Here is a 22,939-nt window from a genome sequence, read left to right on the forward strand (position 1 = left end):
TAAACCGGGCTTCCTCTGTCGACATACCGGAAAATGCGGCGCGGCCGGGACGTATCGCACGCCGGGTGATGCAAGCATCTGCACGGGGCGCACACCTCTCGCACCGCCGGTCGGCGCGTCGGCCCCGTTCCCCGTACGGCCACCACGATGGTCCGAGAAGAGAGTGACGATGACCGAGGCTGCCGCCCGGCGCACACCCGGAACACCTTGCTGGGTGAGCTTGATCGTGCACGGTCTGTGTACGACACAGGAGTTCTACGCCGACCTGTTCGGCTGGGAGTTCGTGCCCGGCCCGGACCAGCTGGGCCCCTACGTCCGCGCGCTGATCGACGGGAAGGAGGTCGCGGGCATCGGACAGCTGCCGCCCGACCGGCACCTGCCGGTCGCCTGGACGACCTACCTGGCCACCGACGACGCCGACGTGACGGCGGAGACGATCCGCTCCTGCGGCGGGACTGTCGGCGTCGGGCCGCTGGACGCGGCCGAAGCGGGCCGTATGGCCATCGTCTCCGACCCGAGCGGCGCCGTTTTCGGGATCTGGCAAGCCGCGGCGCACATCGGTACGGCACTCGCGGGGGCTCCTGGAACCCCGGTCTGGAACGAGCTGGTGACGAGCGAGACCTCGACGGTCGCCAAGTTCTACCAGGCGGTCTTCGGATTCGAGCCGGAAGCGGTCGTCTCGGCGGACTTCGACTACCAGACGCTGCATCTGCACGGCCGCCCGGTGGCCTCGCTGCACGGGGTCGGCCGCGCGCTGCCCCGCGACCGGGGCCCGCACTGGATGACGTACTTCGAGGTCGCCGACACCGACGAGGCCGCCGCGCGGGTGGTGGACCTCGGCGGGCATGTGCTGCAGCCGCCGCGGGAGGGATCGAGCGGGCGCGTGGCGACGGTCGCGGACCCGGAGGGCGCGGTCTTCACGATCGTACGGTCGGCGGATCGCTGATTCCGCACTGCCGATCGCCACGCCGTCCGGGACCTCTTCCCTTCGTGCGAACTCTTACCGGTCCCCGGCGGCGAGCGCCGGTTCGATGCGCTGCAGGAGGCCCGGCCACCCTTCGCCCATGCCGTGGAACGCCGTCTTGCCCAGAGGCGAGTCGAGGTCGAACCCGGCGTGTTCCAGGAACAGCCGGGTACCCGTCCCCTCGGCTTCAAGCCGCCAGGTGATCGTGGTGTCCAGCGAATCGGGGGCAAAGCTGTAGCGCAGGAGGCGCTCCGGCTCGACGGCGAGCACCTCGCACGCCTGCTGTCCCCAGGGGCCCATGTCCAGGGTGAAGCGGTGCCCCACGACCGGCCGCACATCACCGGCGGCCCACCACCGCGCGTGCAGTTCGGGGTCGGTCAGCGCCCGCCAGACCGCCGCCGGCGGATGGGCGATGAATTGATCGCAATGAATGACGGACGGCTCTGCTCCGGTCATCGGTTCTCCTCGTCGATCAGGTCGCTGAGCGCGCCCATCCGGGCCCGCCAGTAGCGTTCGAAGGGATGCAGCCACTCGACGGCCTCGGCCAGTGGGGCTGCTTCCAGGTGGTAGTAGCGGTACCGCCCCCGCGGTTCCTCACGCACCAGCCCCGCACCTCTGAGCACCGCCAGGTGCTCGGAGACCGCGGGCCTGCTCAGCTCGAACGCGCCGGCGAGATCTCCCGCCGCGCGCGGGCCCTCACGGAGAGCCTCCAGGAGCGTGCGTCGCACCGGGCTGGCCAGAGCGCTGAACACATCTGCTGCCGCCATGCCCACCATGATGCGTCGGAAAACTCCGACACGTCAAGCGGGCGAAAACGAGACAGGCAGCGGGCGGTGGCCCTGCGGTCCGCAGCGGCGGTTCAGCCGGGCGTGACCGGGAGGACATCCGGCGACAGAGCGCTCGCACGGGCCCTCGCGCTGGTCATCCTGCGCTGGTGGTGGCGCCTGCACAGCACCTCGTAACCCACCTCGCCCGCCAGCTGGTTGACATCCCCCACGACGACCTGGGCGCCTTCGACGACCATCTCGCCGCCCACGGTGCGGGCGTTGTGCGTGGCCCGTGCACCGCACCAGCAGAGCGCTTCGACCTGGAGGGTCTCGACCCGGTCGGCCAGCTCGATGAGGCGCTGGGACCCTGGGAACAACTTGGTGCGGAAGTCGGTGGTGATCCCGAACGCGAAAACGTCCAGACCGAGGTCGTCGACGACCCGCGCCAGCTGATCGATCTGTGCGGGGGCGAGGAACTGGGCCTCGTCGACGATCACGTAGTCCGCCCTGCCGCCGCGGGTGATGTGGTCGACGAGATGCGCGTACACATCCATGTCCTCGTCGGCCTCGACGGCCTCCGTGACCAGCCCCAGCCGCGACGAGAGCTTGCCCTCCCCCGCCCGGTCGTCACGGGTGAAGATCACACCTTGCAGACCGCGGGCCGACCGGTTGTGGCCGATCTGCAGCGCCAGCGTGCTCTTTCCGCAGTCCATCGTTCCGGAGAAGAACACAAGCTCGGGCATGAGGGGTTGAGCACCTTTCGATTCGAACGGGGTGGGGCGAGCAGGACGAGCAGGTCAAGAACGCACTTCGAGGAGCGGAACGAGCTGTTCGACGGGGGTCATCGAGCCGTGCATGCCGACCATCGCGGACTCGTTCGGCTCCTGGACGGAGGCGGTGACCACGACGTCGTCGTGGGCGGCCGCGACCACATCGCCGATCCGGCCGTACACCCGCTCGTCGACCTGCGGGCCGAACCAGCCGGCCGCGATCGCCTCGTCCCGGCTCGCCACCCAGAACTGTTCGCCGAGCACTTCCTGCCAGACGGTCAGCACATCGGCCTCGGCGCCCGGCACGGCATACACATGACGGGCCCGGCCCTCGCCGCCGAGCAGGGCGACGCCCGCGCGCAGCTCCCAGTCCTCGTCGAAGTCGATCCTGGACTGCTCGTCGAACGGGATGTCGATCATGCCGTGGTCCGCGGTGACGTACAGGGCGGAGCGGGGTGGCAACTGTTCGGCGAGGCGCTGCACGAGACCGTCCACATACATCAGCTGGCCGCGCCAGGCGTCGGAGTCGACGCCGAAGCGGTGCCCCTTGCCGTCGATCTCGCTGTAGTACGTGTAGACGAGCGACCGGTCACCGGCGGCGAGCCGGTCCGCGGCCAGGTCCATCCGCTCCTCGCCCGTGAGCCTGCCGTGGAACATGCCACCGCTCAGCGCGATCTTGGTGAGCGGAGTGTGCTGGAAGGTCGGCGCGGAGACCTGCGCGGTCTGCACGCCCGCCTCGTCCGCGAGGCGGAAGACGGTGGGGTACGGCTGCCAGACCTCCGGCGGGGTCCAGGGCTTCCAGCGGAGCTGGTTCATCAGCTCGCCGGTCTCCGGATTGCGGGCGGTGTAGCCGGGAAGGCCGTGTGCGCCGGGCGGCAGCCCCGTACCGACCGAGGCGAGCGAGGTCGCCGTGGTGGCCGGGAAGCCCGCCGTGATCGGACGGCCGGTGCCCCCACGCGACGTGGGGAGCAGCGAGTGCAGATACGGGGCCTCGTCCGGGTGGGACTTGATCTGCTCCCAGCCCAGACCGTCTATCAGGAAGACGCAGTTCCGGTCGGCGGGGGTGAGCTCGGGGATCGCCGCCGTGAAGCCGGGCACGCCCTGTCCGGCGACGAGCGTCGGCAGCAGATCGGCGAGCGAGCCACTGCCGTACTCGGGGACGGGCGCCGTGTCGAGGGGGAGCAGGACGGGGTCCTGCCAGGCCGGATGGGCCATCAGCGGCCGGTCGCCGCGGTCGCGGTCGCAGCCGCGGCCGTCGCCTCGGAGAGCGACTGGGCGAAGGCGAGCGTCTGGCGCACCGTGTCGGGGCCGTCGCCGGCCTCGCTGACGCGCAGACTCAGGTCGTCGGCGGTGGAGCTGCCGGTGTAGCCGTGGTCCGCCTCGCAGTTGGGGTCGCCGCAGGCGGCGGGCTCCAGGTCGATCCGGGAGACCGCACCCCAGCCGATGGTGAGAACGACCTCACGGGGCAGCGTCCCCGGCACGTACTTCTCGGGGTTGGCCACGACACGGCTGACGACGACCGACGAGATCCGGTCGAGCTTGACCGACTCGGTGGAGGTGGTGGCGTACGGCGACGGGGAGCTGGTGTCGGCGTTCTGCTCGTCCGTGTGGCTGACGATGAAACGGTTGTCGGTCAGAACCAGGACCGTGACGTGCCTGCGCACCTCGCTGGAGTCGAAAGTGGTCTCCTGGTGCACCAGGTACGACGCGACCGGCTCACCGCCGACGGCGGCCTCCACCGCCTCGGCCACAAGGGCCGGGTAGTAGCCGCTGCGCTCGATCGCCGCGCGCAGCCCCTGGGTCGTCGTACCGGTCTTCGCCATACGCACCATCCTACGGGGGGTGAATGGCTGCCGGGGACGCTGCGCGAAAGGGCCAGGGGCCGGGCGGCCGGTGGCTTCAGTAGTTGGGAAGGCGACGAGGTCCCAGGTCGGTGCGGGCGAGCGACGGCGCCAGCCGGACGCTCGCCCCGAGCACGGTCAGGCCCTGGGTGGCGACCACGACCGGCTCCAGTGCGACGGACACCACCTCGGGGTGGTCGTCGACGAGCCGGGACACCCGCAGCAGCAGCTCCTCGAGCGCCGCGGAGTCGACGGGCGCCGAGCCACGCCAGCCGAAGAGGACCGGCGCCGCCCGAATGGACCGGATCAGCTCGGCTGCGTCGCGGTCGGTGGCCGGCACGAGGCGGTGGGCGGTGTCGCCGAGAAGTTCGGAGGGCGCGCCGGCCAGCCCGAAGGAGAGGACGGCACCCGCGGCCGGGTCGATCGTGGCCCGTACGACGGTGTCCACCCCGCGCGGTGCCATGGACTGGACGACGGGCTGGAGCTCGGTGGGCTTGCCGAGCAGGTCGGTCAGCTCGCCGTAGGCCCGGCGCAGCGCGGCCTCGTTGGCAAGGTCCAGCCGGACGCCGCCGAGGTCTGCGCGGTGACGCAGGTGGGGTGCGGTGGTCTTGAGCGCGACCGGATAGCCGAGCCGGGCCGCCGCCGCGACGGCGGCGTCCGGGTCGGGGGCCGGGAGCGTCGGTCGTACGGTGATGCCGTAGCGGCCCAGGAGCTCGCACGCCTCGTCGTGACCGAGCGAGCGGCCGCGCGGGTCGGGGTCGGACCCGAGGAGCGCGTCGATACGCGCGGCGGCGCCTGCCTCGTCGATGGTGTCGTCGAGGAACTCGGGCACCTTCCCGGGTACGGCGGCCTGCCGCCGCCATTGGGCGTACTTCACGGCCTCGGCCAGAGCGCGCACGGCACGCTCGGCCGCCGGGTAGGCGGGGATCCGGCCGAGGACGGGGACGGCGGGGGTGTCGCCCGGGTCCGTGTCGGACCGCTGCTGCGTGGGGCTGTCGCCGGGGGTGGTCGACACGGACGGCCCGGTCCTGGCGGCCGGCGGCGCGGCCTGGGCGGTCGGCGGGGCGGTTCGAGGGGCCGGCGCAGCCGAAGCGTCCGGGGCAGCCGGCGCGGACGCACGAGCCACCGGTGGCACCGCGGCCGTGCTCGTGGCGGCGGCGAGCGCTTCGGCCAGGCCGCCGATCTCCACATGGACCACGGCCACCGGCTTGGCCGGACCGGTGGCCGCGGCGGTGCGCAGGGCGGCCGCCAGGACCTCGCCCTCACCCGATTCCGCTTCGCCGTTCTCCCCCACCCAGGGGATCGCCGTCACGACCACCGCGTCGCAGTTGCTGTCGGCGAGCGCCTCGGCCAGCGCGTCCCGGAAGTCCTGCGGGGTGGCCGCCGTGGTGAGGTCGCGGGGCGGCCTCGGGCGCAGCCCCTCGGCGAGGCAGGCGTCGTACGTGAGGAGGCCGAGGGACTCGGAGTTGCCGAGAATGGCGATCCGCGGACCCGCCGGGAGGGGCTGGTCGGCGAGGAGCAGGCCCGCGTCGACCATCTCCGTCACCGTGTCGACGCGGATCACGCCCGCCTGCCGCATGAGCGCGGAGACCGTCGCGTCCGGGATCCGGCTGACCGGTACCGCATGGCCCGGTGGGGTGCTGCCGCTGTGCCGGGCGCCCTTCACCACGACCACGGGCTTCGTCGCCGCGGTGCGTCGGGCGAGGCGGGTGAACTTGCGCGGATTGCCGATCGATTCGAGGTACAGCAGGGCGACGTCGGTGTCCGGGTCCTCGTACCAGTACTGCAGGAAGTCGTTGCCCGAGATGTCGGCGCGGTTGCCCGCGGAGATGAAGGTGGACAGGCCGGCGCCACGCCGGTAGAGCCCGGAGAGCAACGCGATGCCGATGGCGCCGGACTGCGTGAACAGGCCGATGCGTCCGGGCGCGGGCGATTCGGGGGCGAGTGAGGCGTTCAGCCGTACGGCGTCGGAGTTGTTGATGACGCCGAAGGCGTTCGGACCGATGATGCGCATGCCGTACGAGCGGGCCTGGCGCACCAGTTCGCGTTGCCGTTCCCTGCCTTCGGCCCCCCACTCGGCGTATCCGGCGGAGAGGACGACCAGGCCCTGGACGCCGTGCTCGCCGCAGTCGGTCACGGCCTCCGGGACCCGGTCGGCGGGCACGGCGACGACCGCGAGGTCGACCGGTTCGCTGATCCCGCCGATGGAGCGGTGCGCGGGAACACCGTCGATCGTGTCCTGGTCCGCGGCGAACGCGCTGTTCACCGCGTACGTGCGGCCGGTGAATCCGGCAGCGAGGAGGTTGCGCAGGACCGTGCGGCCCACTCCGCCGGGGTTACGGCCGGTGCCGATGACGGCGACCGAACCCGGCGCGATCAGCCGCTGGACCGACCGCGCCTCCGCCCGCTGCTCACGGGCGCGCTGGACGGCGAGGGACTCGGCAGTCGGTTCGAGGTCGAGGGTGAGGTGGACGGAGCCGTCCTCGAAGCTGCGCTGCTGGGTGTATCCGGCGTCCCGGAACACCTTGATCATCTTGTTGTTGGCGGGCAGCACCTCGGCGGCGAAGCGCCGGATGCCGCGCTCGCGGGCCACTGCGGCGATGTGCTCCAGCAGCGCCGACGCCACGCCACGGCCCTGGTGGGCGTCCTGGACGAGGAAGGCGACCTCGGCCTCGTCGGCGGGGGCGGAGGCCGGCCGGCCGGTCGCGTCGATCCGGTCGTAGCGGACGGTGGCGATGAACTCGCCGCCGACCGTGACGGCGAGACCCACCCGGTCGACGTAGTCGTGATGGGTGAAGCGGTGCACGTCCTTGGCGGAGAGCCGCGGATAAGGGGCGAAGAACCGGTAGTACTTCGACTCGTCAGAAACCTGCTCGTAGAAGCTGACCAGCCGCTCGGCGTCGTCCGTGGTGATGGGCCTGATCCGGGCCGTGCCACCGTCGCGGAGCACGACGTCCGCTTCCCAGTGGTCGGGGTACGCGTGATGCGGACTCTGCTCCGGCGTGGGCTGCATGGCCAAAGCCTACGGCTCGGTCAGCGGTCGCGTACGGCTCGGGGCCGGGGCAGTCTGAGAGGGCCGATCGGCCTTGCGGCACGGGCTGCGGCACCGGGTCGCGGGTCGGGCGGGACATCGCGCACCACATGAGAGACTGGTCTAGACAACCATTGATTCGTGAAGGGCAGAACCATGGCTGAGCGCCGCGTCAATGTCGGTTGGACCGAGGGCCTGCACGCCCGCCCCGCTTCCATCTTCGTCCGTGCCGCCACGGCGTCGGGCGTCCCCGTGACGGTCTCCAAGGCCGACGGCAGCCCGGTGAACGCCGCTTCGATGCTCGCGGTGCTCGGCCTCGGCGCGCAGGGCGGCGAGGAGATCGTGCTCTCCTCCGAGGCGGACGACTCCGAGGCCGCACTCGACCGGCTGGCGAGGCTGGTCGCGGAGGGGCTCGACGAGCTCCCGGAGACCGTCTGATTCAGGACCTCGCCGGCCGTTCGAGCCGGACGCATTTCTGCGGCAGAGCCGCGGCACCGTCGACCGGAGCCGCGGCTCTTTCGTTTTCGCGAGTCGCGCCGATCACCGGTCCGCTCCCGAGTCGGTTTCCGAGATTTCCGGAGTGAATTCGGGCAGCCGAAACAAAGCCCCGCCGAATTGCATCTCTTTGTATACGGCGCATGTGTTAATGACGGCCGCTCGCGGTGTTTACGACATGTTGCGAAGTTCTCACCCGGCCGGGCCGCGGCGGGGCGGCGTCCCGGCCGGGGATGCGGTCCGCGCGCCGCAGCCGGTGCGCGGCGGTGGCGCGCTCGGCGTGCTGAGCGGCCAGCGCCCTGGCCCGTTCCGCGTCACCGCGCGCGACCGCGTCCACGATGGCCCCGTGCTCGGCCCAGGAATCGGTGGGGCGGGCCGGCTGCTCGACCGCGTACATCCAGGCGATCTTGTGCCGGAGCTGGGTCAGCAGTGCGATGAGCCCGGGGCTGCCGGAGGCCTGGGCGAGCGTTTCGTGGAACCAGCCGCCCAGCGAGCGCAGATCCTCGCCCTCACCCCGTCTGGCCCGCTCCTGACCGAGCCTGACCAGGCCACGGAGAACCTTGAGGTGCGCCTCGGTGCGGCGCTGCGCGGCACGGGCCGCACCCAGTGGCTCCAGCAGCATCCGGACCTCCAGCAGGTCGGCGGCCTCCTGCTCGGTGGGCTCGGCGACACAGGCGCCGGCGTGCCGGCGGGTGACCACGAAACCCTCGGACTCCAGGGTGCGCAGCGCTTCCCGTACCGGGACCCGGGAGACCCCGTAACGGCGTGCGAGCAGTTCCTCGGTGAGTCTGCTGCCGCGTTCGAAGACACCGGAGACGATGTCGTCACGGATTGCCGTGCATACCGAATGCGCCGGAATGCGCATGTCCGAACCTCCGCCTTAATCCCCGCGAAACGCGGCCGATCGACGCCTGTTCTGTGACTCTATTGCAATGCGGCTGCATTTCCGACGCCGGGTCGAAATCCATGAATATCTTTTGGTCCGAAGACGGTTCGGCGAGCGTCTCCGGCGGGGGCCGGTGCGGGTACGCCGAAGGCCCCGGCGGGAAGCCGGGGCCTTCGGCGGTGCCGCGTCGGTCAGACGGTGACGCCGTGGGCGCGCAGGTACGCGACGGGGTCCATGTCGGAGCCGTACGACGGCGTGGTCCGGGCCTCGAAGTGGAGGTGCGGTCCGGTGGAGTTGCCGGTCGAGCCGGAGAAACCGATCCGCTGGCCCGCGCCGACGCTCTGGCCGACCGACACACCGATCGACGACAGATGGCCGTACTGGGTGTACGTGCCGTCCGTCATCCGGAGCACGATGTTGTTGCCGTACGCGCCGCCCCAGCCGGCCTCGACGACCGTGCCGGCGCCGACGGCGACGACGGAGCTGCCGGAGGCGGCATGGAAGTCGATGCCCGAGTGGCGGCCGGAGGACCAGAGGGAGCCACTGGACTTGTAGCCGGTGGTGACGTACGAACCGGCGACCGGGAGCTGGAAGGCACCGAGGCGGGTGCGCTCGGCGGAACGGGCGGCGCGCGCCTTCATCTCACGGGCCGCCTTCGCGCGGGCTTCGGCCTTGGCCTTGGCTGCGGCCTTGGCGTTCGCTTCGGCCTTCGCCTTGGCATCGGCCTTCGCCTTCGCGGCAGCCTTCACCTTGGCGGCGACCTCGGCCTGGTGCTTCTGCACGTCGGCCTGGGTGGCCACCTGCTCGGCGAGGGTGCCCTCGATGGCGATGACCTGGTTCAGGCCGGTCTCGCTGACGGAGGGGGCTTCGGTGCCGGCGGCGAGCGCCGGAGAGGCCAGCCCACCGATGACGCCGGTGGTGGCCAGAGCTGCGATGCCGGTTACCTGCGCGCTCTTGCGCGTCAGACGGTTCGGGGCACGGTGCTTCCCGGTGGGGCGGGTGAACGCCATGAGGTGGCTGGTCCTTTCCTTCCTTCTCGCCTACCGGGTTAGCTGACGGGTTCGGAGCAGGAAGGTCTCCTACGGATCCGCGGGCCCCTGAAGAGGCGCGCAGGCATCCGATTCACCCCAGGGACTGCGTGGGTCCCCGGCTCCCCAGGCTCGCGCCTGACGGGGACTCGGCGATAGCTGCCCGGCGCCGCGGATGCGGCATACGGGTGACGGACAGCGCTGCCGACGCTAAGCGGGGGGACTTTCATTCACCAAACGGACAGGGCGCTTTGTAGCACATCCCACAGGGCACACAGGCAGTTATCGGGCAATACGGACAAAGGGGAAGACCCCGGCGAGAATCGGCTCGCGGGGTCTCCCTCTGTCTCGCTATGGGCTATCCGATTCGTCAGCCGGTGACGACCGACACCTCACCGATGCCCAGCGCCCGGACCGGCTCCTCGATCTGCGCGGCGTCGCCGACGAGGATCGTGACCAGACGGTCCACCGGGAAGGCGCTGACCACCGCCGCGGTCGCCTCGACCGTGCCGGTCTCGGCGAGACGGGCGTACAGCTGCGCCTGGTAGTCGTCCGGGAGATGCTGCTCGACCTGGTCGGCGAGCGTGCCCGCGACCGAGGCCGCCGTCTCGAACTTCAGCGGGGCGACACCCACGAGGTTCTGCACCGCCGTCTCGCGCTCGGCGTCGGTCAGGCCCTCGGCCGCCAGCGTCCGGAGGACCGTCCACAGGTCGCCGAGCGCCGGTCCGGTGGACTCCGTGTCCACCGAACCGCTGATGGCCAGCATCGCGGCGCCCGTCGCCCCGGAGGCGGAGTCCGGCGCCGACGACCGCAGGACCTGCGCGAAGGCCCGCACGCCGTACGTGTAGCCCTTCTCCTCACGCAGCACCCGGTCCAGCCGGGAGGTGAGCGTGCCGCCCAGGCAGTACGTGCCGAGGACCTGGGCCGGCCACACGCTGTCGTGCCGGTCGGCGCCGATCCGGCCGATCAGCAGCTGGGTCTGCACGGCTCCGGGACGGTCGACGATGACCACCCGGCCGGTGTCGTCGGCGGTGATCGGCGGGGCCGGCCGGTGCTCGGCACTGTTCCCGGACCAGTCGCCCACGGTGTCGGCGAGCAACGCCTCCAGATCGATGCCCGTGAGGTCACCGACGACCACGGCGGTCGCGGTGGACGGGCGCACATGCGCCTCGTAGAAGCTGCGGACGGCCGCGGAGTCGATCCGCTCCACCGTCTCCTCGGTGCCCTGGCGCGGGCGCGACATCCGCGCGGTGGCCGGGAAGAGCTCCTTGGAGAGCTGCTTTGCGGCGCGGCGGGCGGGGTTGGCCTGCTCGTGCGGGATCTCGTCGAGCCGGTTGCGTACCAGCCGCTCGATCTCGCTGTCGGAGAACGCGGGTGCCCGCAGCGCCTCGGCGACCAGACCGAGCGCCTTGGCCAGCCGGGAGACCGGGACCTCGAGGGAGACCCGGACGCCGGGGTGGTCGGCGTGCGCGTCGAGAGTGGCCCCGCAGCGCTCCAGCTCGGCTGCGAACTCCTCCGCGGAGTGCTTGTCGGTGCCTTCGGACAGCGCCCGCGCCATGATCGTGGCCACACCGTCGAGGCCCTCGGGTTCGGCGTCCAGCGGGGCGACGAGGTAGATCTCGACCGCGATGACCTGCTGGCCGGGGCGGTGGCAGCGCAGCACCGTGAGCCCGTTGGGCAGGGCGCCGCGCTCGGGGGCGGGGAAGGCCCAGGGCCTGGCCGTGCCCGGGGCCGGCTGCGGGTGGTACTCCATCGATACTCCAGTCGCGGCAGCGTCGGTCACTTGTCCGCCCCTTCGTGCGCGTCGGTGTCGGCGTCCGTCTCGTCGGCGGCCGCCCCGTCGGTGGACTCGGCCGGCTCGACCGGCTCGTAGACGAGTACCGCCCGGTTGTCGGGGTGAAGCTGGGCCCTGGCAGCCGCCTGGACCTCCTCCGCGGTGACGTCGAGCACCCGCTGGACGGCGGTCAGGGCGAGCTGCGGGTCGCCGAACAGCACGGCGAACCGGCACAGTTCGTCGGCGCGGCCCGCGACCGTACCGAGCCGGTCCAGCCACTCGCGCTCCAACTGGGCCTGGGCGCGCTCCATTTCCTCTGGTGTCGGACCCTCGGCCGCGAACCGGGCCAGCTCCTCGTCGACCGCGGCCTCGATCTGCGCCACCTCGACCCCGCCGGACGTCTTCACGTCCAGCCAGCCGAGCGAGGGCGCACCGGCGAGCCGCAGCAGCCCGAATCCGGCCGCGACGGCCGTCCGGTCGCGGCGGACCAGGCGGTTGTGCAGCCGGGAGGACTCGCCACCGCCCAGCACGGTCAGCGCGAGGTCGGCGGCGTCGCACTCCCGGGTGCCGTCGTGCGGCAGCCGGTAGGCGGCCATCAGCGCCCGCGCCGGGACCTCCTCACGGACCTCTTCACGCAACTGCTCGCCGATGACATCGGGGAGCGCGCCGTCGCGCGGCGGCTGCTTGCCGTCGTGGGACGGGATGGAGCCGAAGTACTTCTCGATCCAGGCGAGCGTCTGCTCGGAGTCGATGTCGCCGACGACGGACAGCACCGCGTTGTTGGGCGCGTAGTACGTACGGAAGAAGGTGCGTGCGTCCTCCAGCGTCGCGGCGTCCAGGTCGGCCATCGAGCCGATCGGGGTGTGGTGGTACGGGTGGCCCTCCGGGTAGACGAGGGCGGTCAGCTTCTCGAACGCCGTGCCGTACGGCACGTTGTCGTAGCGCTGACGGCGCTCGTTCTTGACGACGTCCCGCTGGTTCTCCATGGACTCGTCGTCGAGCGCGGCGAGCAGTGAGCCCATCCGGTCGGCCTCGAGCCACAGGGCCAGCTCCAGCTGGTGCGTGGGCATCGTCTCGAAGTAGTTGGTGCGTTCGAAGCTGGTGGTCCCGTTGAGGGAGCCGCCGGCCCCCTGCACCAGTTCGAAGTGTCCGTTCCCCTTGACCTGTCCGGAACCCTGGAACATCAGGTGCTCGAAGAGGTGAGCCAGACCCGTGCGCCCCTTGACCTCGTGGCGCGAACCGACGTCGTACCAGAGGCACACCGCGGCGACCGGGGTCAGATGGTCCTCGGAGAGCACCACGCGCAGGCCGTTGGCCAGACGGTGCTCGGTCGCTGTCAAGCCGCCGGAGCCGGCCTGGGCTGTGGCCGTGTGACCCATGGGCATGTACGTCCCTTCGATCGCGATACTGGATTTCCTGCGAGACCTGCCACTGTAAGCAAGCGGACCGACACCTGGCGAAGTTCCCGTGCCGTGGAAGTTCGCGTGAAACAGCGCCGGACGGCCCCTAGAGACGGGTCGAGGTCGGGGTTGTCAGTGCGGCGGTCCACAATGGTCCGCGTCAGAACCAGAGGTTGCCCGAACAGATCTGTGAAGGAGTCGCAGCAGCGATGGCCCGCCGCAGTACGAAGACCCCGCCGCCGGACGACTTCGAGGAGAAGATCCTCGACATCGACGTCGTCGACGAAATGCAGGGCTCCTTCCTCGAGTACGCGTACTCGGTGATCTACTCACGGGCCCTGCCGGACGCCCGCGACGGCATGAAGCCGGTGCACCGCCGCATCGTGTACCAGATGAACGAAATGGGGCTGCGCCCCGACCGCGGCTATGTGAAGTGTGCCCGCGTGGTCGGCGAGGTCATGGGCAAGTTGCACCCGCACGGCGACGCGTCGATCTACGACGCGCTGGTGCGGATGGCGCAGCCGTTCTCGATGCGGCTCCCCCTCGTCGACGGACACGGCAACTTCGGCTCGCTCGGAAACGACGACCCGCCTGCCGCCATGCGGTACACCGAGTGCCGGATGGCCGACGCCACGTCGCTGATGACGGAGTCGATCGACGAGGACACCGTCGGATTCCAGTCGAACTACGACGGCCAGGAGCAGGAGCCGGTCGTCCTCCCGGCCGCGTATCCGAACCTCCTGGTCAACGGCTCGTCCGGGATCGCGGTCGGCATGGCGACCAACATGCCGCCGCACAACCTGGGCGAGGTCATCGCCGCCGCCCGCCATCTGATCAAACATCCGGGTGCGGACCTGGACACCCTGATGCGGTTCGTTCCCGGTCCGGACCTGCCGACCGGCGGCCGGATCGTGGGCCTCGGCGGCATCAAGGACGCGTACGCGGCCGGCCGCGGCACGTTCAAGATCCGTGCGACCGTCTCCGTGGAGAACGCCACGGCGCGCCGCAAGGGTCTGGTCGTCACCGAACTGCCGTTCACCGTCGGCCCCGAGAAGGTGATCGCCAAGATCAAGGACCTGGTCTCGGCGAAGAAGCTCCAGGGCATCGCGGACGTCAAGGACCTCACCGACCGCGAGCACGGCCTGCGCCTGGTCATCGAGGTCAAGAACGGCTTCGTGCCCGAGGCCGTTCTGGAGCAGCTCTACAAGCTGACGCCGATGGAGGAGTCCTTCGGCATCAACAATGTGGCGCTGGTCGACGGGCAGCCGCTCACGCTGGGCCTCAAGGAGCTCCTCGAGGTCTATCTCGACCACCGCTTCGACGTGGTACGACGCCGCAGCGAGTTCCGCCGGACCAAGCGTCGCGACCGGCTCCATCTGGTCGAGGGTCTGCTCGTCGCGCTGATCGACATCGACGAGGTCATCCGGCTCATCCGCTCCAGTGACAATTCGGCGCAGGCGAAGGAGCGGCTCATCGAGCACTTCTCGCTGAGCGAGATCCAGACGCAGTACATCCTGGACACCCCGCTGCGCCGGCTCACCCGGTTCGACCGGATCGAGCTGGAGAGCGAGCGGGACCGGCTCAACACCGAGATCGACGAGCTGACCGCGATCCTCGAATCGGACGCCGAGCTGCGCAAGCTGGTCTCCACCGAACTGGCCGCGGTCGCCAAGAAGTTCGGCACCGACCGGCGTACGGTGCTGCTGGAGTCGGCCGGTGCGCAGGTCGCTGCGGTACCGCTGGAGGTCGCGGACGACCCGTGCCGGGTGCTGCTCTCCTCGACCGGTCTGCTGGCCCGTACGGCCACCGGCGACCCGATCGCGTTCGACGAGGACGCCAAGCGGGCCAAGCACGATGTGATCGTGTCGGCCGTCCCGGCGACGGCGCGCGGCGATGTGGGTGTGGTGACGTCCACCGGGCGGTTGCTGCGGCTCGCGGTGATCGATCTGCCGCAGCTCCCGGACACGCACGCGGCGCCCAATCTCTCGGGTGGCGCGATGGTCTCGGAGTTCCTCACGCTGGAGAACGACGAGGAAGTCGTCTGCCTCACCACGCTCGACGAGTCCTCCCCCGGTCTGGCGATCGGCACCCTGCAGGGGGTCGTCAAGCGGGTGGTGCCGGACTACCCGGCCAACAAGGACGAGTTGGAGGTCATCACCCTCAAGGAGGGTGACCGGATCGTCGGCGCCGCCGAACTGCGTACCGGTGAGGAGGACCTGGTCTTCATCACGTCCGACGCGCAGCTGCTGCGTTACCCCGCGGCGCAGGTGCGACCGCAGGGCCGGGCGGCCGGCGGTATGGCGGGGGTGAAGCTGGCGGCGGGCGCCGAGGTGCTCTCGTTCGCCGCGGTGGATCCGGCGGTCGACGCGATGGTGTTCACGGTGGCGGGCTCGCACGGCACGCTGGACGACTCGGTGCTGACGGCGAAGCTCACCCCGTTCGACCAGTATCCGCGCAAGGGCCGGGCCACCGGTGGGGTGCGCTGTCAGCGGTTCCTCAAGGGCGAGGACGTCCTGGTGTTCGCCTGGGCTGGTGCGATGCCGGCGCGGGCGGCGCTCAAGAACGGCACTCCGACGGAGCTGCCGGAGCCGGATCCGCGGCGCGACGGTTCGGGTACGCCGCTGGCCAAGCCGGTCGCGGTGATCGCCGGACCGGCGTAGCCGGCCGCCCGGCCCCGGCGGCCGGGCGGTGGCGGGCCGATGGGCTACGCGTCGTCGACCGGCTGTTGTACGTACCGCAGGACGCCCCACATGCTCTGCTCATGTGCGGCGTCCTGCGGCGTGTCCGGGGAGATTGCAGCGTGCGGAGCGTTGTCCGGCGGCTCAGGGGAGGCGTTTTCGCGGCAGGTGGCCAGCTCCCTGTGCAGGGTGCCCGGGTCGATGCCGGAGCCGATCAGTACGAGCTGCGTGAGACGCGGTTCGTCGCGCTTCCAGGGCCGGGGGCCGAAGCGCAGGAATCTGCCGACGGCATGCAGCGCGTATGTGTTCCCACGGTCGCCCGCGCCGAAGTCGACGAACCCCTTGATCCGGTAGAGGCCCTCGGGCCGGGAGTCGAGGAACGCCATCAGTCGGCGTGGGTTCATGGGCACGTCGGAGGTGAAGGAGACACTCTCGTACGCGGCGTGCAGGTGCCCCGCGTGTGCCTCGGCGCTCCCTTCCGCCCCCTCCTCCAGCAGGAGATCCTCGAAGGTGAGCTGACGCATCCTCTCCTCACCGTCCGGCCGCAGCGCCGGGTCGAAGAGCAGCTCCGGATCGATGCGTCCGTACGTGGCGGAGATGACGGCCGCCCCGCTGCCGGTCGCCGCGATGGCCTTGCGGATACGGCTCCGTTCCTCGTCCTCGATCCGGTCGGTCTTGTTCAGCACGACCAGATCGGCGACGCCGAGATGGCGGTCGATCTCCGGATGACGCCCCCGGGTGTCGTCGAATTCGGCGGCGTCGACGACCTCGACCAGTCCGCCGTACACGATGTGCGGGTTGTCGCTGGCCAGCAGCATCCTTATGAGCTCCTGGGGTTCGGCGAGTCCGCTCGCCTCGATGACGATCACATCGAGGCGGGCGGCGGGCCGCGTGAGCGTCTCCAGGAAGGTGTCGAGTTCGCTCACGTCGACGGCACAGCACAGGCATCCGTTGCCGAGCGAGACGGTCGAACCGACCTGGCCCGAGACCGTCATCGCATCGATCTCGATGGAGCCGAAATCGTTGACGATCACGCCGATCCTGTTTCCCGCACGGTGGCGCAGGAGATGGTTGAGCAGAGTCGTCTTGCCGGATCCCAGGAACCCGGCCAGGACGATGACCGGGATGTGCTGCTTACGGGGCGGGGACGACGGGTTCAACGGGGGCCTTCCTCGGGGATACGTCAGGGCGCCGGGACCGGCTGGGGCGGGGTCGGACCGACATAGCGGGCCGCCGGACGGATGATCTTGGAGTCTTCCGCCTGCTCCAGGATATTGGCGCTCCAGCCGACCACTCGCGCCGCGCAGAAGGTCGGCGTGAACATCTCGCGCGGCAGCCCGCACAGCTCCATGACGACCCCGGCGTAGAACTCCACGTTGGTGTGCAGCTCACGCCCCGGCTTGAGCTCGGCGAGGATCGCCTCGACCTGACGCTCCACCTCGACGGCGAGGTCGACGAGCGGGCTGCCGAAGCCCTGGGCGATCCCGCGCAGCATGCGTGAGCGCGGGTCCTCGGTGCGGTACACGGGGTGGCCGAAGCCCATGATCCGCTCGCCCGCGAGCACGCGCTCGCGGATCCAGCCGTCGATGCGGTCGGGGGTGCCGATCGCGTCCAGGGTGTCGAGCGCGCGGCTGGGAGCTCCGCCGTGCAGCGGGCCGGAGAGTGCGCCGACGGCCGCCACCAGGCAGGCGGCGATGTCCGCGCCGGTGGAGGCGACGACCCGGCCGGTGAAGGTCGAGGCGTTGAAGCCGTGGTCGACGGTGGAGATCAGATACTGCTCGACGGCCCTCACGCGCGATGCGTCCGCCTCGGAACCGGTGAGCATGTAGAGGTAGTTGGCGGCATACGGCAGATCGTCGCGCGGCTCTACCGGTTCGAGGCCCTGGCCGAGCCGGTACAGGGCGGTCAGCACGGTGGGGACGGCCGCGCAGGCAGCCAGCGCGTCGCTGCGGCGCCGGTCGCCGTCGATGTCGTACACCGGGCGGAAGCCGGCCGAGGCGCCCAGCAGCGACAGTGCGGTGCGCAGCCCGGCAAGCGGGCCGGAGACCGCGCCCGCACGGGCTATCGCCGGCAGGGCAGCCCGTACCTCCGGAGGCAGTCGGCGCATGGCGGCGGTGCGCGCGGCGAATTCGGCGCGGGCGGCCGGACCGGGCAGCTCGCCGTGGAACATCAGGTACCAGACGTCCTCGAAGCTGCGGGTCCGCGCGAGCTCGATCGCCGAGTACTGCCGGTAGTGGTAGAAGCCCTCGCGTCCCCGGACGTCTCCGAGGGCGGTGTCCGTGACGACGACACCCGCGAGACCTCGGGGTACGTCGAGCGGGGTTCCGTTGGTCATGGTCGGCATGTCTTCCTCCGCGAGCTTCACTGTGCAGGCCCATCAATATTGATTCGACTGTCTATGCTTGACTCCCATCCTGTCAATGTTGATTGAATCAATATGGATACGGTGAGCAGCATGACGGATCAAGCAGCACCCGACGACCGCGCCGACGCGCGTGCGGAGCGGCTCACGACGCGCGAGACGGCCGAGCGCCTGGGCGTGAAGCCCGAGACGGTGTACGCGTATGTCAGCCGGGGTCAGCTGAACAGCAGGCGCGCCCCCGGCGGTCGCGGCAGTACGTTCGACTCCGCGGAGGTCGATGCACTGGTACGGCGTACGGGCCGGAAGGAACCCTCCCCGGCCGGCGGCGACCTGGTGTTCCGTACCGGCATCACGCTGATCGAGACCGACCGGTACTACTTCCGGGGTGTCGACGCGACCGAGCTGACCACGCACTACTCCTACGAAGAGATCGCCGAATGGCTGTGGACCGGCGACCTCCGGCCCGGCATCCGCTTCACCGCGCCTGCCGAGGCCCTGGCCGCGGCGCGCCGGTCCGTCGGCGCGCTGCCCGCGCACAGCGGGTCGACGGACCGGCTGCGGGTCGCCGTGGTCGCTGCGGCAGCCGTCGATCCGCTGCGCTTCGACCTCTCGCGCGAGGCCGTGCTCGGCAGCGCGCGGAGCCTGATCCCGATCCTGGTCGGCGCGTTGCCCACCGCTGTCGGTGCACCCGCGACGGCTGACGGCGAAGCCGCTTCGCACCCACCCGGGCTGGCCCAGTGCCTGTGGCCGAAACTCACCGCCCGACCGGCCGACGCGCCTTCACTGGCCGCGCTCGACACGGCTCTCGGCCTGCTGATCGACCACGATCTGGCCGCCTCGACACTGGCCGCGCGGGTCGCCGCATCCGCCCGCGCCCATCCGTACGCGGTGGTCTCCGCGGGCCTCGGCGTCCTGGAGGGCCCCCTGCACGGCGCCGCGAGCAGCCTCGCCCACAGGATGCTGACCGAGGTCCTGGAGCGGGGCGGTGCGAACCCGGTGGTCGCGGACCATCTCCGTACCGGCCGTCAGGTGCCGGGGCTCGGACACCGGCTCTACACCGCCGAGGATCCGCGCGCACGGACGCTGTTCGCCAGGCTCGCGGAGGTCCCGCAGGCGGCGCCCGCGCTGGCCGCGGCGCGCGACGTGGTCACCACGACCGCGCGTCACACCCCACTGCACGCCAACATCGACCTGGCGCTGGCCGTGCTCTCCGTCGCCTCCGGCATGTCGGCGGAGGCGGGTGAGACCGTGTTCGCGGTGTCCCGTACAGCGGGCTGGATCGCCCATGCGCTGGAGGAGTACGGGGAACGTCCGCTGCGGATGCGCCCCAGCGGCCAGTACGCAGGCCCTCGCCCACCTCAGTCACTGCCTGCCCCGGGACAGGCCTCCCCCCAAGGAGGCCGACCGCAATAGACGGGCCACTGGGCGCAAAATATCGATGATCAGCCGGAAATGTCCCGCGGGGGCTGCGCGGTGGACCCCCGCACCACCAGTTCCGGTTCGAAGAGCAGCTCGTCCGACGGCACGGTACGGCCCCCGATCTGAAGGGAGAGCAGCTCGACGGCGGCCCGCCCCATGGCCTCGATCGGCTGACGGACCGTGGTCAGCGGCGGCTCGGTGCAGTTCATGAAGGCGGAGTCGTCGTACCCCACCACCGAGACGTCGCCGGGCACGGAGAGGCCGCGGCGACGGACCGCACGCACCGCCCCGAGAGCGAGCGGGTCGCTCGCGCAGATGATGCCGGTGACGCCCCGGTCCAACAGGCGCATGGCGGCGGCCTGTCCACCCTCCAGCGAGAACATGGCCCGGGCCACCCACTCGTCCGGAACGGTGGTGCCGGCCTCTGCCGCCAGCGCCTGGGCGGCGGCCAGCTTGCGCCGCGAGGGCACATGGTCGGCGGGGCCGAGCACCAGGCCGATGCGCTCGTGACCGAGCGAGACGAGATGGCGCCAGGCCTGCTCGACGGCGACGGAGTCGTCGCAGGAGACACCGGGGAAGTCGAGGTACGGCGCGTTGATCAGGACCACCGGGATCTTGCGGTCGGCCAGCACCTTGTAGTGATCGTGTGCGGCGTCGGCCTGGTGGTAGAGCCCGCCCGCGAAGACCACCCCGGACACCTGCTGCTGCAGAAGCAGTTCCACGTAGTCGGCCTCGGAGACGCCGCCCTTGGTCTGGGTGCACAGCACGGAGGTCAGGCCCTGCTGCGCCAGCGCACCGCCGACGACTTCGGCGAAGGCCGGGAAGATCGGGTTCTGCAGCTCGGGCAGGACCAGACCGACCAGTCTCGCCCGCTCGCCCCGCAGCTGGGTCGGACGCTCGTAACCGAGGACGTCGAGCGCGGAGAGCACGGCCTTCCGGGTGGCATCGGAGACGCCGGGCTTACCGTTGAGCACCCGGCTGACCGTGGCCTCGCTGACTCCCACCTTCTGTGCCACTTGAGCAAGTCGTCGCGTCATACACGCAAGATTAGCGCAAGAAACGCAAGTGGGTTGCGTGGAGCTGGAAACAACAAAAATTTCGGAAAGCGCCGGTATGCCCTTTACCTTCGTACGATGAGCGCCCCACCGCCCACCCCTCGCAGACCGCGACGGCTCGGATGGCCGCAGCGGGTCTTCTCCCAGGTGCTGCTGATACAACTCGCCATCGCCACCGGCGTCACCGTACTCGCCACCGGCCTCTTTCTGGCACCCCTCAGCGCACAGCTCGACGACGAGGCGATGCAGCGTGCGCTCGCCATCGCGCAGAGCACGGCGGCCCAGCCGCAGATCGCCGAGGCACTGCTCACCAGCGCCCCGGTCCCCGGCGGGCCCGTGCAGTCGGCGGCCGAGCGGATCAGGCGGTCCACCGGTGCCGAGTACGTCGTCGTCATGGACCGGCGCGGGGTGCGCTGGTCGCACACCGACGCCGGCCGGATCGGAAAGGTCGTCTCCACCGATCCCAGTGAGGCGCTCGCGGGCGACCAGGTCATGGAGATCGACAGCGGCACGCTCGGCCGCTCGGCCCGTGGGAAGGTGCCGCTCCGCGACGAGTCGGGCCACATCGTCGGGGCGGTCTCGGTCGGTATCGCGTACGACAGTGTCCGCGCCCGCCTCCTGGCGGCGATCCCCGGGCTGCTCGCCTACGCGGGCGGGGCGCTGGCCGTCGGGGCCGTCGCCGCCTATCTCGTCTCCCGTCGTATCCAGCGGCAGACCCAGGACCTTGCCTTCTCCGACATCTCCGCGCTGCTGACCGAACGCGAGGCAATGCTGCACAGCATCCGGGAAGGGGTGGTCGCACTGGACCGGACGGGACGCATCCGGCTCCTCAACGACGAGGCCCAGCGGCTGCTCGGACTCGGCCCCGATGCCTCGGGCCGTCCGCTCGACGAGGTGCTCGGCCTGGGGCGGACGGCCGATGTGCTGGCGGGCCGGGTGGTCGGCCACGATCTGCTGACCGTACGGGGCAACCGGGTACTGCTCGCCAACCGGATGCCGACCGACGACGGGGGTGCGGTCGCCACCCTCCGCGACCGGACCGAACTCGAGTATCTCGGCCGAGAACTCGACTCCACCCGTGGTCTGATCGACGCCCTGCGCGCGCAGGACCACGAACATGCCAATCGGCTGCACACGCTCCTGGGGCTGCTGGAGCTGGACATGCACGAGGACGCGATGGAGTTCGTCACGGAGGTCGTCGGCGGTCACCGGGCCACCGCCGAGCAGGTCACCGAGAAGGTTCACGACCCGCTGCTGGCGGCCTTGCTGGTAGGCAAGGCGACGGTCGCGGCGGAGCGCGGCGTCTCCCTGCGGATGGCGCCCGGCACACTGCTCCCGGACCGGCTGGTGGATTCGCGCGGTCTCGTCACCGCCGTCGGCAATCTCGTCGACAACGCCCTGGACGCGGCGGCCGGGTCGGACGGCGCCGTGATCGAGGTGGGGCTGCGGACGGACGGCCGTACGGTGGTGCTGCGCGTCCGCGACAGCGGCCCGGGCATCCCTCCCGAGCAGCACGATTCGATCTTTACCGAGGGCTGGTCGACCAAGGAGCTCCCGGCGCACGGCAAACGCGGTCTGGGTCTCGCGCTGGTACGGCGGCTGGCCGAACGGCAGGGCGGCAGGGTCACCGTCGGCTCGGCGCCGGAGGGCGGCGCCGAGTTCACCGTCGTACTGCCGGAGGCCCTCACCGAACCGGGGCTGACGGCGACAGCGCTTCCGGAGCCGAGCACCGCAGGAGAAGTTCAGTGATCGAGGTCCTGGTCGTCGACGACGACATCCGGGTTACGCAGATCAACGCGGCCTATGTCTCCAGGGTGCCCGGATTCCGGGTGGCCGCGCAGGCGCACAGCGCCGCAGCGGCCCTCGCAGCGGTCGAGTCACAGCGCGTGGACCTCATCCTGCTGGACCACTACATGCCCGACCGAAACGGCCTGACCGTCGTGCGGGAGCTGCGCAGGCTCGGCCACCGCACCGACGTGATCATGGTGACGGCGGCACGCGACGTCGCAACCGTCCAGGAGGCCATGCGCCACGGTGCGCTCCAGTACCTGGTGAAGCCGTTCACGTACGCGGGGCTGCGGACCAAGCTGGAGGCCTACGCGGCGCTGCACCAGACCCTGGAGGGCGGCGGCGAGGCCGAACAGGGGGACGTGGACCGGCTCTTCGGCGCCCTGTGGGCCGCGGGCGAACCCGGTCTGCCCAAGGGGCACTCGCCGACGACGGCAGAGCTGGTCCGCCAGGCGCTCCGCGGAGCCGACGGTCCGCTCTCCGCGCAGGAGATCGCGGAGAGCGCCGGGATGAGCCGGCAGACGGCACAGCGCTATCTGAAGCTGCTGGAGCGGACGGGTCGGGTACGGCTGACACTGCGGTACGGCGAGACGGGCCGCCCGGAGCACCGCTACACCTGGGCCACCGGTTCCTGAGGGGCCACCCGTTCCCGAAGCGCGTCCGGCCGGCCGACACTGCACC

19 protein-coding genes and 1 riboswitch are annotated in these 22,939 nt (G+C 70.9%); of the genes, 6 read left to right on the forward strand and 13 right to left on the reverse strand.

Annotation, left to right across the window (positions count from 1 at the left end; all coding sequences use genetic code 11):
• Positions 1-169: 169 nt before the first annotated feature.
• Positions 170-946 (forward strand): VOC family protein, encoded by a 777-nt coding sequence (locus tag OG963_RS13210; protein WP_176902314.1) that lies wholly within the window; start codon positions 170-172, stop codon positions 944-946.
• A gap of 54 nt (positions 947-1,000) precedes the next feature.
• Here the strand turns inward: OG963_RS13210 and OG963_RS13215 are convergent, their stop codons facing one another.
• The 6 genes from OG963_RS13215 to OG963_RS13240 form a co-directional block, all read right to left on the reverse strand.
• Positions 1,001-1,420, reverse strand: coding sequence for an SRPBCC domain-containing protein (locus tag OG963_RS13215; RefSeq protein WP_093777269.1), 420 nt, complete (start codon positions 1,418-1,420; stop codon positions 1,001-1,003).
• A complete protein-coding gene (locus OG963_RS13220; protein ID WP_199822933.1) occupies positions 1,417-1,740 on the reverse strand; it encodes a helix-turn-helix transcriptional regulator in 324 nt (107 codons plus the stop codon). The genes OG963_RS13215 and OG963_RS13220 overlap by 4 nt, the downstream gene beginning before the upstream one ends.
• An 83-nt stretch (positions 1,741-1,823) precedes the next feature.
• Positions 1,824-2,474 carry a thymidine kinase gene (locus tag OG963_RS13225; protein ID WP_030927227.1) on the reverse strand — a complete coding sequence of 217 codons (651 nt, stop codon included), beginning with the start codon at positions 2,472-2,474 and terminating at the stop codon, positions 1,824-1,826.
• 54 nt (positions 2,475-2,528) lie between these two features.
• Complete coding sequence (locus OG963_RS13230) at positions 2,529-3,716, reverse strand: alkaline phosphatase family protein (RefSeq protein WP_093777271.1); 1,188 nt, start codon at positions 3,714-3,716, stop codon at positions 2,529-2,531.
• Positions 3,716-4,324, reverse strand: a complete 609-nt coding sequence (locus OG963_RS13235; RefSeq protein ID WP_371798935.1) for a DUF5998 family protein — start codon at positions 4,322-4,324, stop codon at positions 3,716-3,718. The genes OG963_RS13230 and OG963_RS13235 overlap by 1 nt, the downstream gene beginning before the upstream one ends.
• Positions 4,325-4,400: 76 nt before the next feature.
• The gene (locus OG963_RS13240) at positions 4,401-7,355 is read right to left on the reverse strand and encodes a GNAT family N-acetyltransferase (protein WP_371798936.1); all 2,955 of its coding nucleotides are present in this window, start codon (positions 7,353-7,355) and stop codon (positions 4,401-4,403) included.
• A gap of 174 nt (positions 7,356-7,529) precedes the next feature.
• Between OG963_RS13240 and OG963_RS13245 the strand changes: the two genes are divergently transcribed.
• Entirely contained in the window at positions 7,530-7,811 is a 282-nt protein-coding gene (locus OG963_RS13245) for an HPr family phosphocarrier protein (protein ID WP_030927219.1), read from the forward strand.
• Between the two features lie 205 nt (positions 7,812-8,016).
• Here OG963_RS13245 and OG963_RS13250 read toward each other — a convergent pair whose 3' ends face one another.
• The 4 genes from OG963_RS13250 to OG963_RS13265 form a co-directional block, all read right to left on the reverse strand.
• A complete protein-coding gene (locus OG963_RS13250) occupies positions 8,017-8,733 on the reverse strand; it encodes a GntR family transcriptional regulator (protein WP_093930902.1) in 717 nt (238 codons plus the stop codon).
• Positions 8,734-8,945: 212 nt separating this feature from the next.
• On the reverse strand, positions 8,946-9,764 hold the full coding sequence (locus OG963_RS13255) for a M23 family metallopeptidase (protein WP_371798937.1): 819 nt from the start codon (positions 9,762-9,764) through the stop codon (positions 8,946-8,948).
• Positions 9,765-9,776: 12 nt separating this feature from the next.
• Positions 9,777-9,947: riboswitch (cyclic di-AMP (ydaO/yuaA leader) on the reverse strand.
• Positions 9,948-10,152: 205 nt separating this feature from the next.
• Entirely contained in the window at positions 10,153-11,535 is a 1,383-nt protein-coding gene (locus OG963_RS13260) for a pitrilysin family protein (RefSeq protein ID WP_030927213.1), read from the reverse strand.
• Between the two features lie 26 nt (positions 11,536-11,561).
• Positions 11,562-12,941, reverse strand: coding sequence for a pitrilysin family protein (locus OG963_RS13265; RefSeq protein WP_176902315.1), 1,380 nt, complete (start codon positions 12,939-12,941; stop codon positions 11,562-11,564).
• Positions 12,942-13,165: 224 nt separating this feature from the next.
• On the opposite strand from OG963_RS13265, the gene OG963_RS13270 reads away from it, so the two are divergent.
• On the forward strand, positions 13,166-15,616 hold the full coding sequence (locus OG963_RS13270) for a DNA topoisomerase (ATP-hydrolyzing) subunit A (RefSeq protein WP_030927209.1): 2,451 nt from the start codon (positions 13,166-13,168) through the stop codon (positions 15,614-15,616).
• 44 nt (positions 15,617-15,660) lie between these two features.
• On the opposite strand, the gene OG963_RS13275 is transcribed toward OG963_RS13270, so the two are convergent.
• Both OG963_RS13275 and OG963_RS13280 read right to left on the reverse strand, forming a co-directional pair.
• A complete protein-coding gene (locus OG963_RS13275; RefSeq protein ID WP_176902316.1) occupies positions 15,661-16,794 on the reverse strand; it encodes a GTP-binding protein in 1,134 nt (377 codons plus the stop codon).
• 23 nt (positions 16,795-16,817) lie between these two features.
• Entirely contained in the window at positions 16,818-17,978 is a 1,161-nt protein-coding gene (locus tag OG963_RS13280; protein ID WP_093777408.1) for a citrate synthase/methylcitrate synthase, read from the reverse strand.
• A gap of 111 nt (positions 17,979-18,089) precedes the next feature.
• Here OG963_RS13280 and OG963_RS13285 point away from each other — a divergent pair, with 111 nt between their 5' ends.
• Positions 18,090-19,409 (forward strand): citrate synthase, encoded by a 1,320-nt coding sequence (locus tag OG963_RS13285; RefSeq protein ID WP_093777281.1) that lies wholly within the window; start codon positions 18,090-18,092, stop codon positions 19,407-19,409.
• Between the two features lie 29 nt (positions 19,410-19,438).
• Here the strand turns inward: OG963_RS13285 and OG963_RS13290 are convergent, their stop codons facing one another.
• Positions 19,439-20,452, reverse strand: coding sequence for a LacI family DNA-binding transcriptional regulator (locus OG963_RS13290; protein ID WP_030927202.1), 1,014 nt, complete (start codon positions 20,450-20,452; stop codon positions 19,439-19,441).
• 96 nt (positions 20,453-20,548) lie between these two features.
• Here OG963_RS13290 and OG963_RS13295 point away from each other — a divergent pair, with 96 nt between their 5' ends.
• Together OG963_RS13295 and OG963_RS13300 are read left to right on the forward strand one after the other, a co-directional pair.
• Positions 20,549-22,219: an ATP-binding protein gene (locus tag OG963_RS13295; protein ID WP_371798938.1), complete on the forward strand. Its 1,671-nt coding sequence runs from the start codon at positions 20,549-20,551 to the stop codon at positions 22,217-22,219.
• On the forward strand, positions 22,216-22,893 hold the full coding sequence (locus tag OG963_RS13300; RefSeq protein ID WP_093777285.1) for a response regulator: 678 nt from the start codon (positions 22,216-22,218) through the stop codon (positions 22,891-22,893). The genes OG963_RS13295 and OG963_RS13300 overlap by 4 nt, the downstream gene beginning before the upstream one ends.
• Positions 22,894-22,939 lie beyond the last annotated feature (46 nt).

This window comes from Streptomyces sp. NBC_01707 (assembly GCF_041438805.1).
In the GTDB taxonomy this organism is placed as follows: Bacteria; Actinomycetota; Actinomycetes; order Streptomycetales; family Streptomycetaceae; genus Streptomyces.

Coding starts and splice junctions, on each gene's coding strand:
- OG963_RS13290 (WP_030927202.1), bottom strand. CDS start 20,452: ATGACGCGACGACTTGCTCAAGTGGCACAGAAGGTGGGAGTCAGCGAG.
- OG963_RS13245 (WP_030927219.1), top strand. CDS start 7,530: ATGGCTGAGCGCCGCGTCAATGTCGGTTGGACCGAGGGCCTGCACGCC.
- OG963_RS13230 (WP_093777271.1), bottom strand. CDS start 3,716: ATGGCCCATCCGGCCTGGCAGGACCCCGTCCTGCTCCCCCTCGACACG.
- OG963_RS13225 (WP_030927227.1), bottom strand. CDS start 2,474: ATGCCCGAGCTTGTGTTCTTCTCCGGAACGATGGACTGCGGAAAGAGC.
- OG963_RS13235 (WP_371798935.1), bottom strand. CDS start 4,324: ATGGCGAAGACCGGTACGACGACCCAGGGGCTGCGCGCGGCGATCGAG.
- OG963_RS13250 (WP_093930902.1), bottom strand. CDS start 8,733: ATGCGCATTCCGGCGCATTCGGTATGCACGGCAATCCGTGACGACATC.
- OG963_RS13285 (WP_093777281.1), top strand. CDS start 18,090: ATGACGGATCAAGCAGCACCCGACGACCGCGCCGACGCGCGTGCGGAG.
- OG963_RS13240 (WP_371798936.1), bottom strand. CDS start 7,355: ATGCAGCCCACGCCGGAGCAGAGTCCGCATCACGCGTACCCCGACCAC.
- OG963_RS13265 (WP_176902315.1), bottom strand. CDS start 12,941: ATGCCCATGGGTCACACGGCCACAGCCCAGGCCGGCTCCGGCGGCTTG.
- OG963_RS13295 (WP_371798938.1), top strand. CDS start 20,549: ATGAGCGCCCCACCGCCCACCCCTCGCAGACCGCGACGGCTCGGATGG.
- OG963_RS13280 (WP_093777408.1), bottom strand. CDS start 17,978: ATGCCGACCATGACCAACGGAACCCCGCTCGACGTACCCCGAGGTCTC.
- OG963_RS13210 (WP_176902314.1), top strand. CDS start 170: ATGACCGAGGCTGCCGCCCGGCGCACACCCGGAACACCTTGCTGGGTG.
- OG963_RS13215 (WP_093777269.1), bottom strand. CDS start 1,420: ATGACCGGAGCAGAGCCGTCCGTCATTCATTGCGATCAATTCATCGCC.
- OG963_RS13255 (WP_371798937.1), bottom strand. CDS start 9,764: ATGGCGTTCACCCGCCCCACCGGGAAGCACCGTGCCCCGAACCGTCTG.
- OG963_RS13270 (WP_030927209.1), top strand. CDS start 13,166: ATGGCCCGCCGCAGTACGAAGACCCCGCCGCCGGACGACTTCGAGGAG.
- OG963_RS13260 (WP_030927213.1), bottom strand. CDS start 11,535: ATGGAGTACCACCCGCAGCCGGCCCCGGGCACGGCCAGGCCCTGGGCC.
- OG963_RS13220 (WP_199822933.1), bottom strand. CDS start 1,740: ATGGTGGGCATGGCGGCAGCAGATGTGTTCAGCGCTCTGGCCAGCCCG.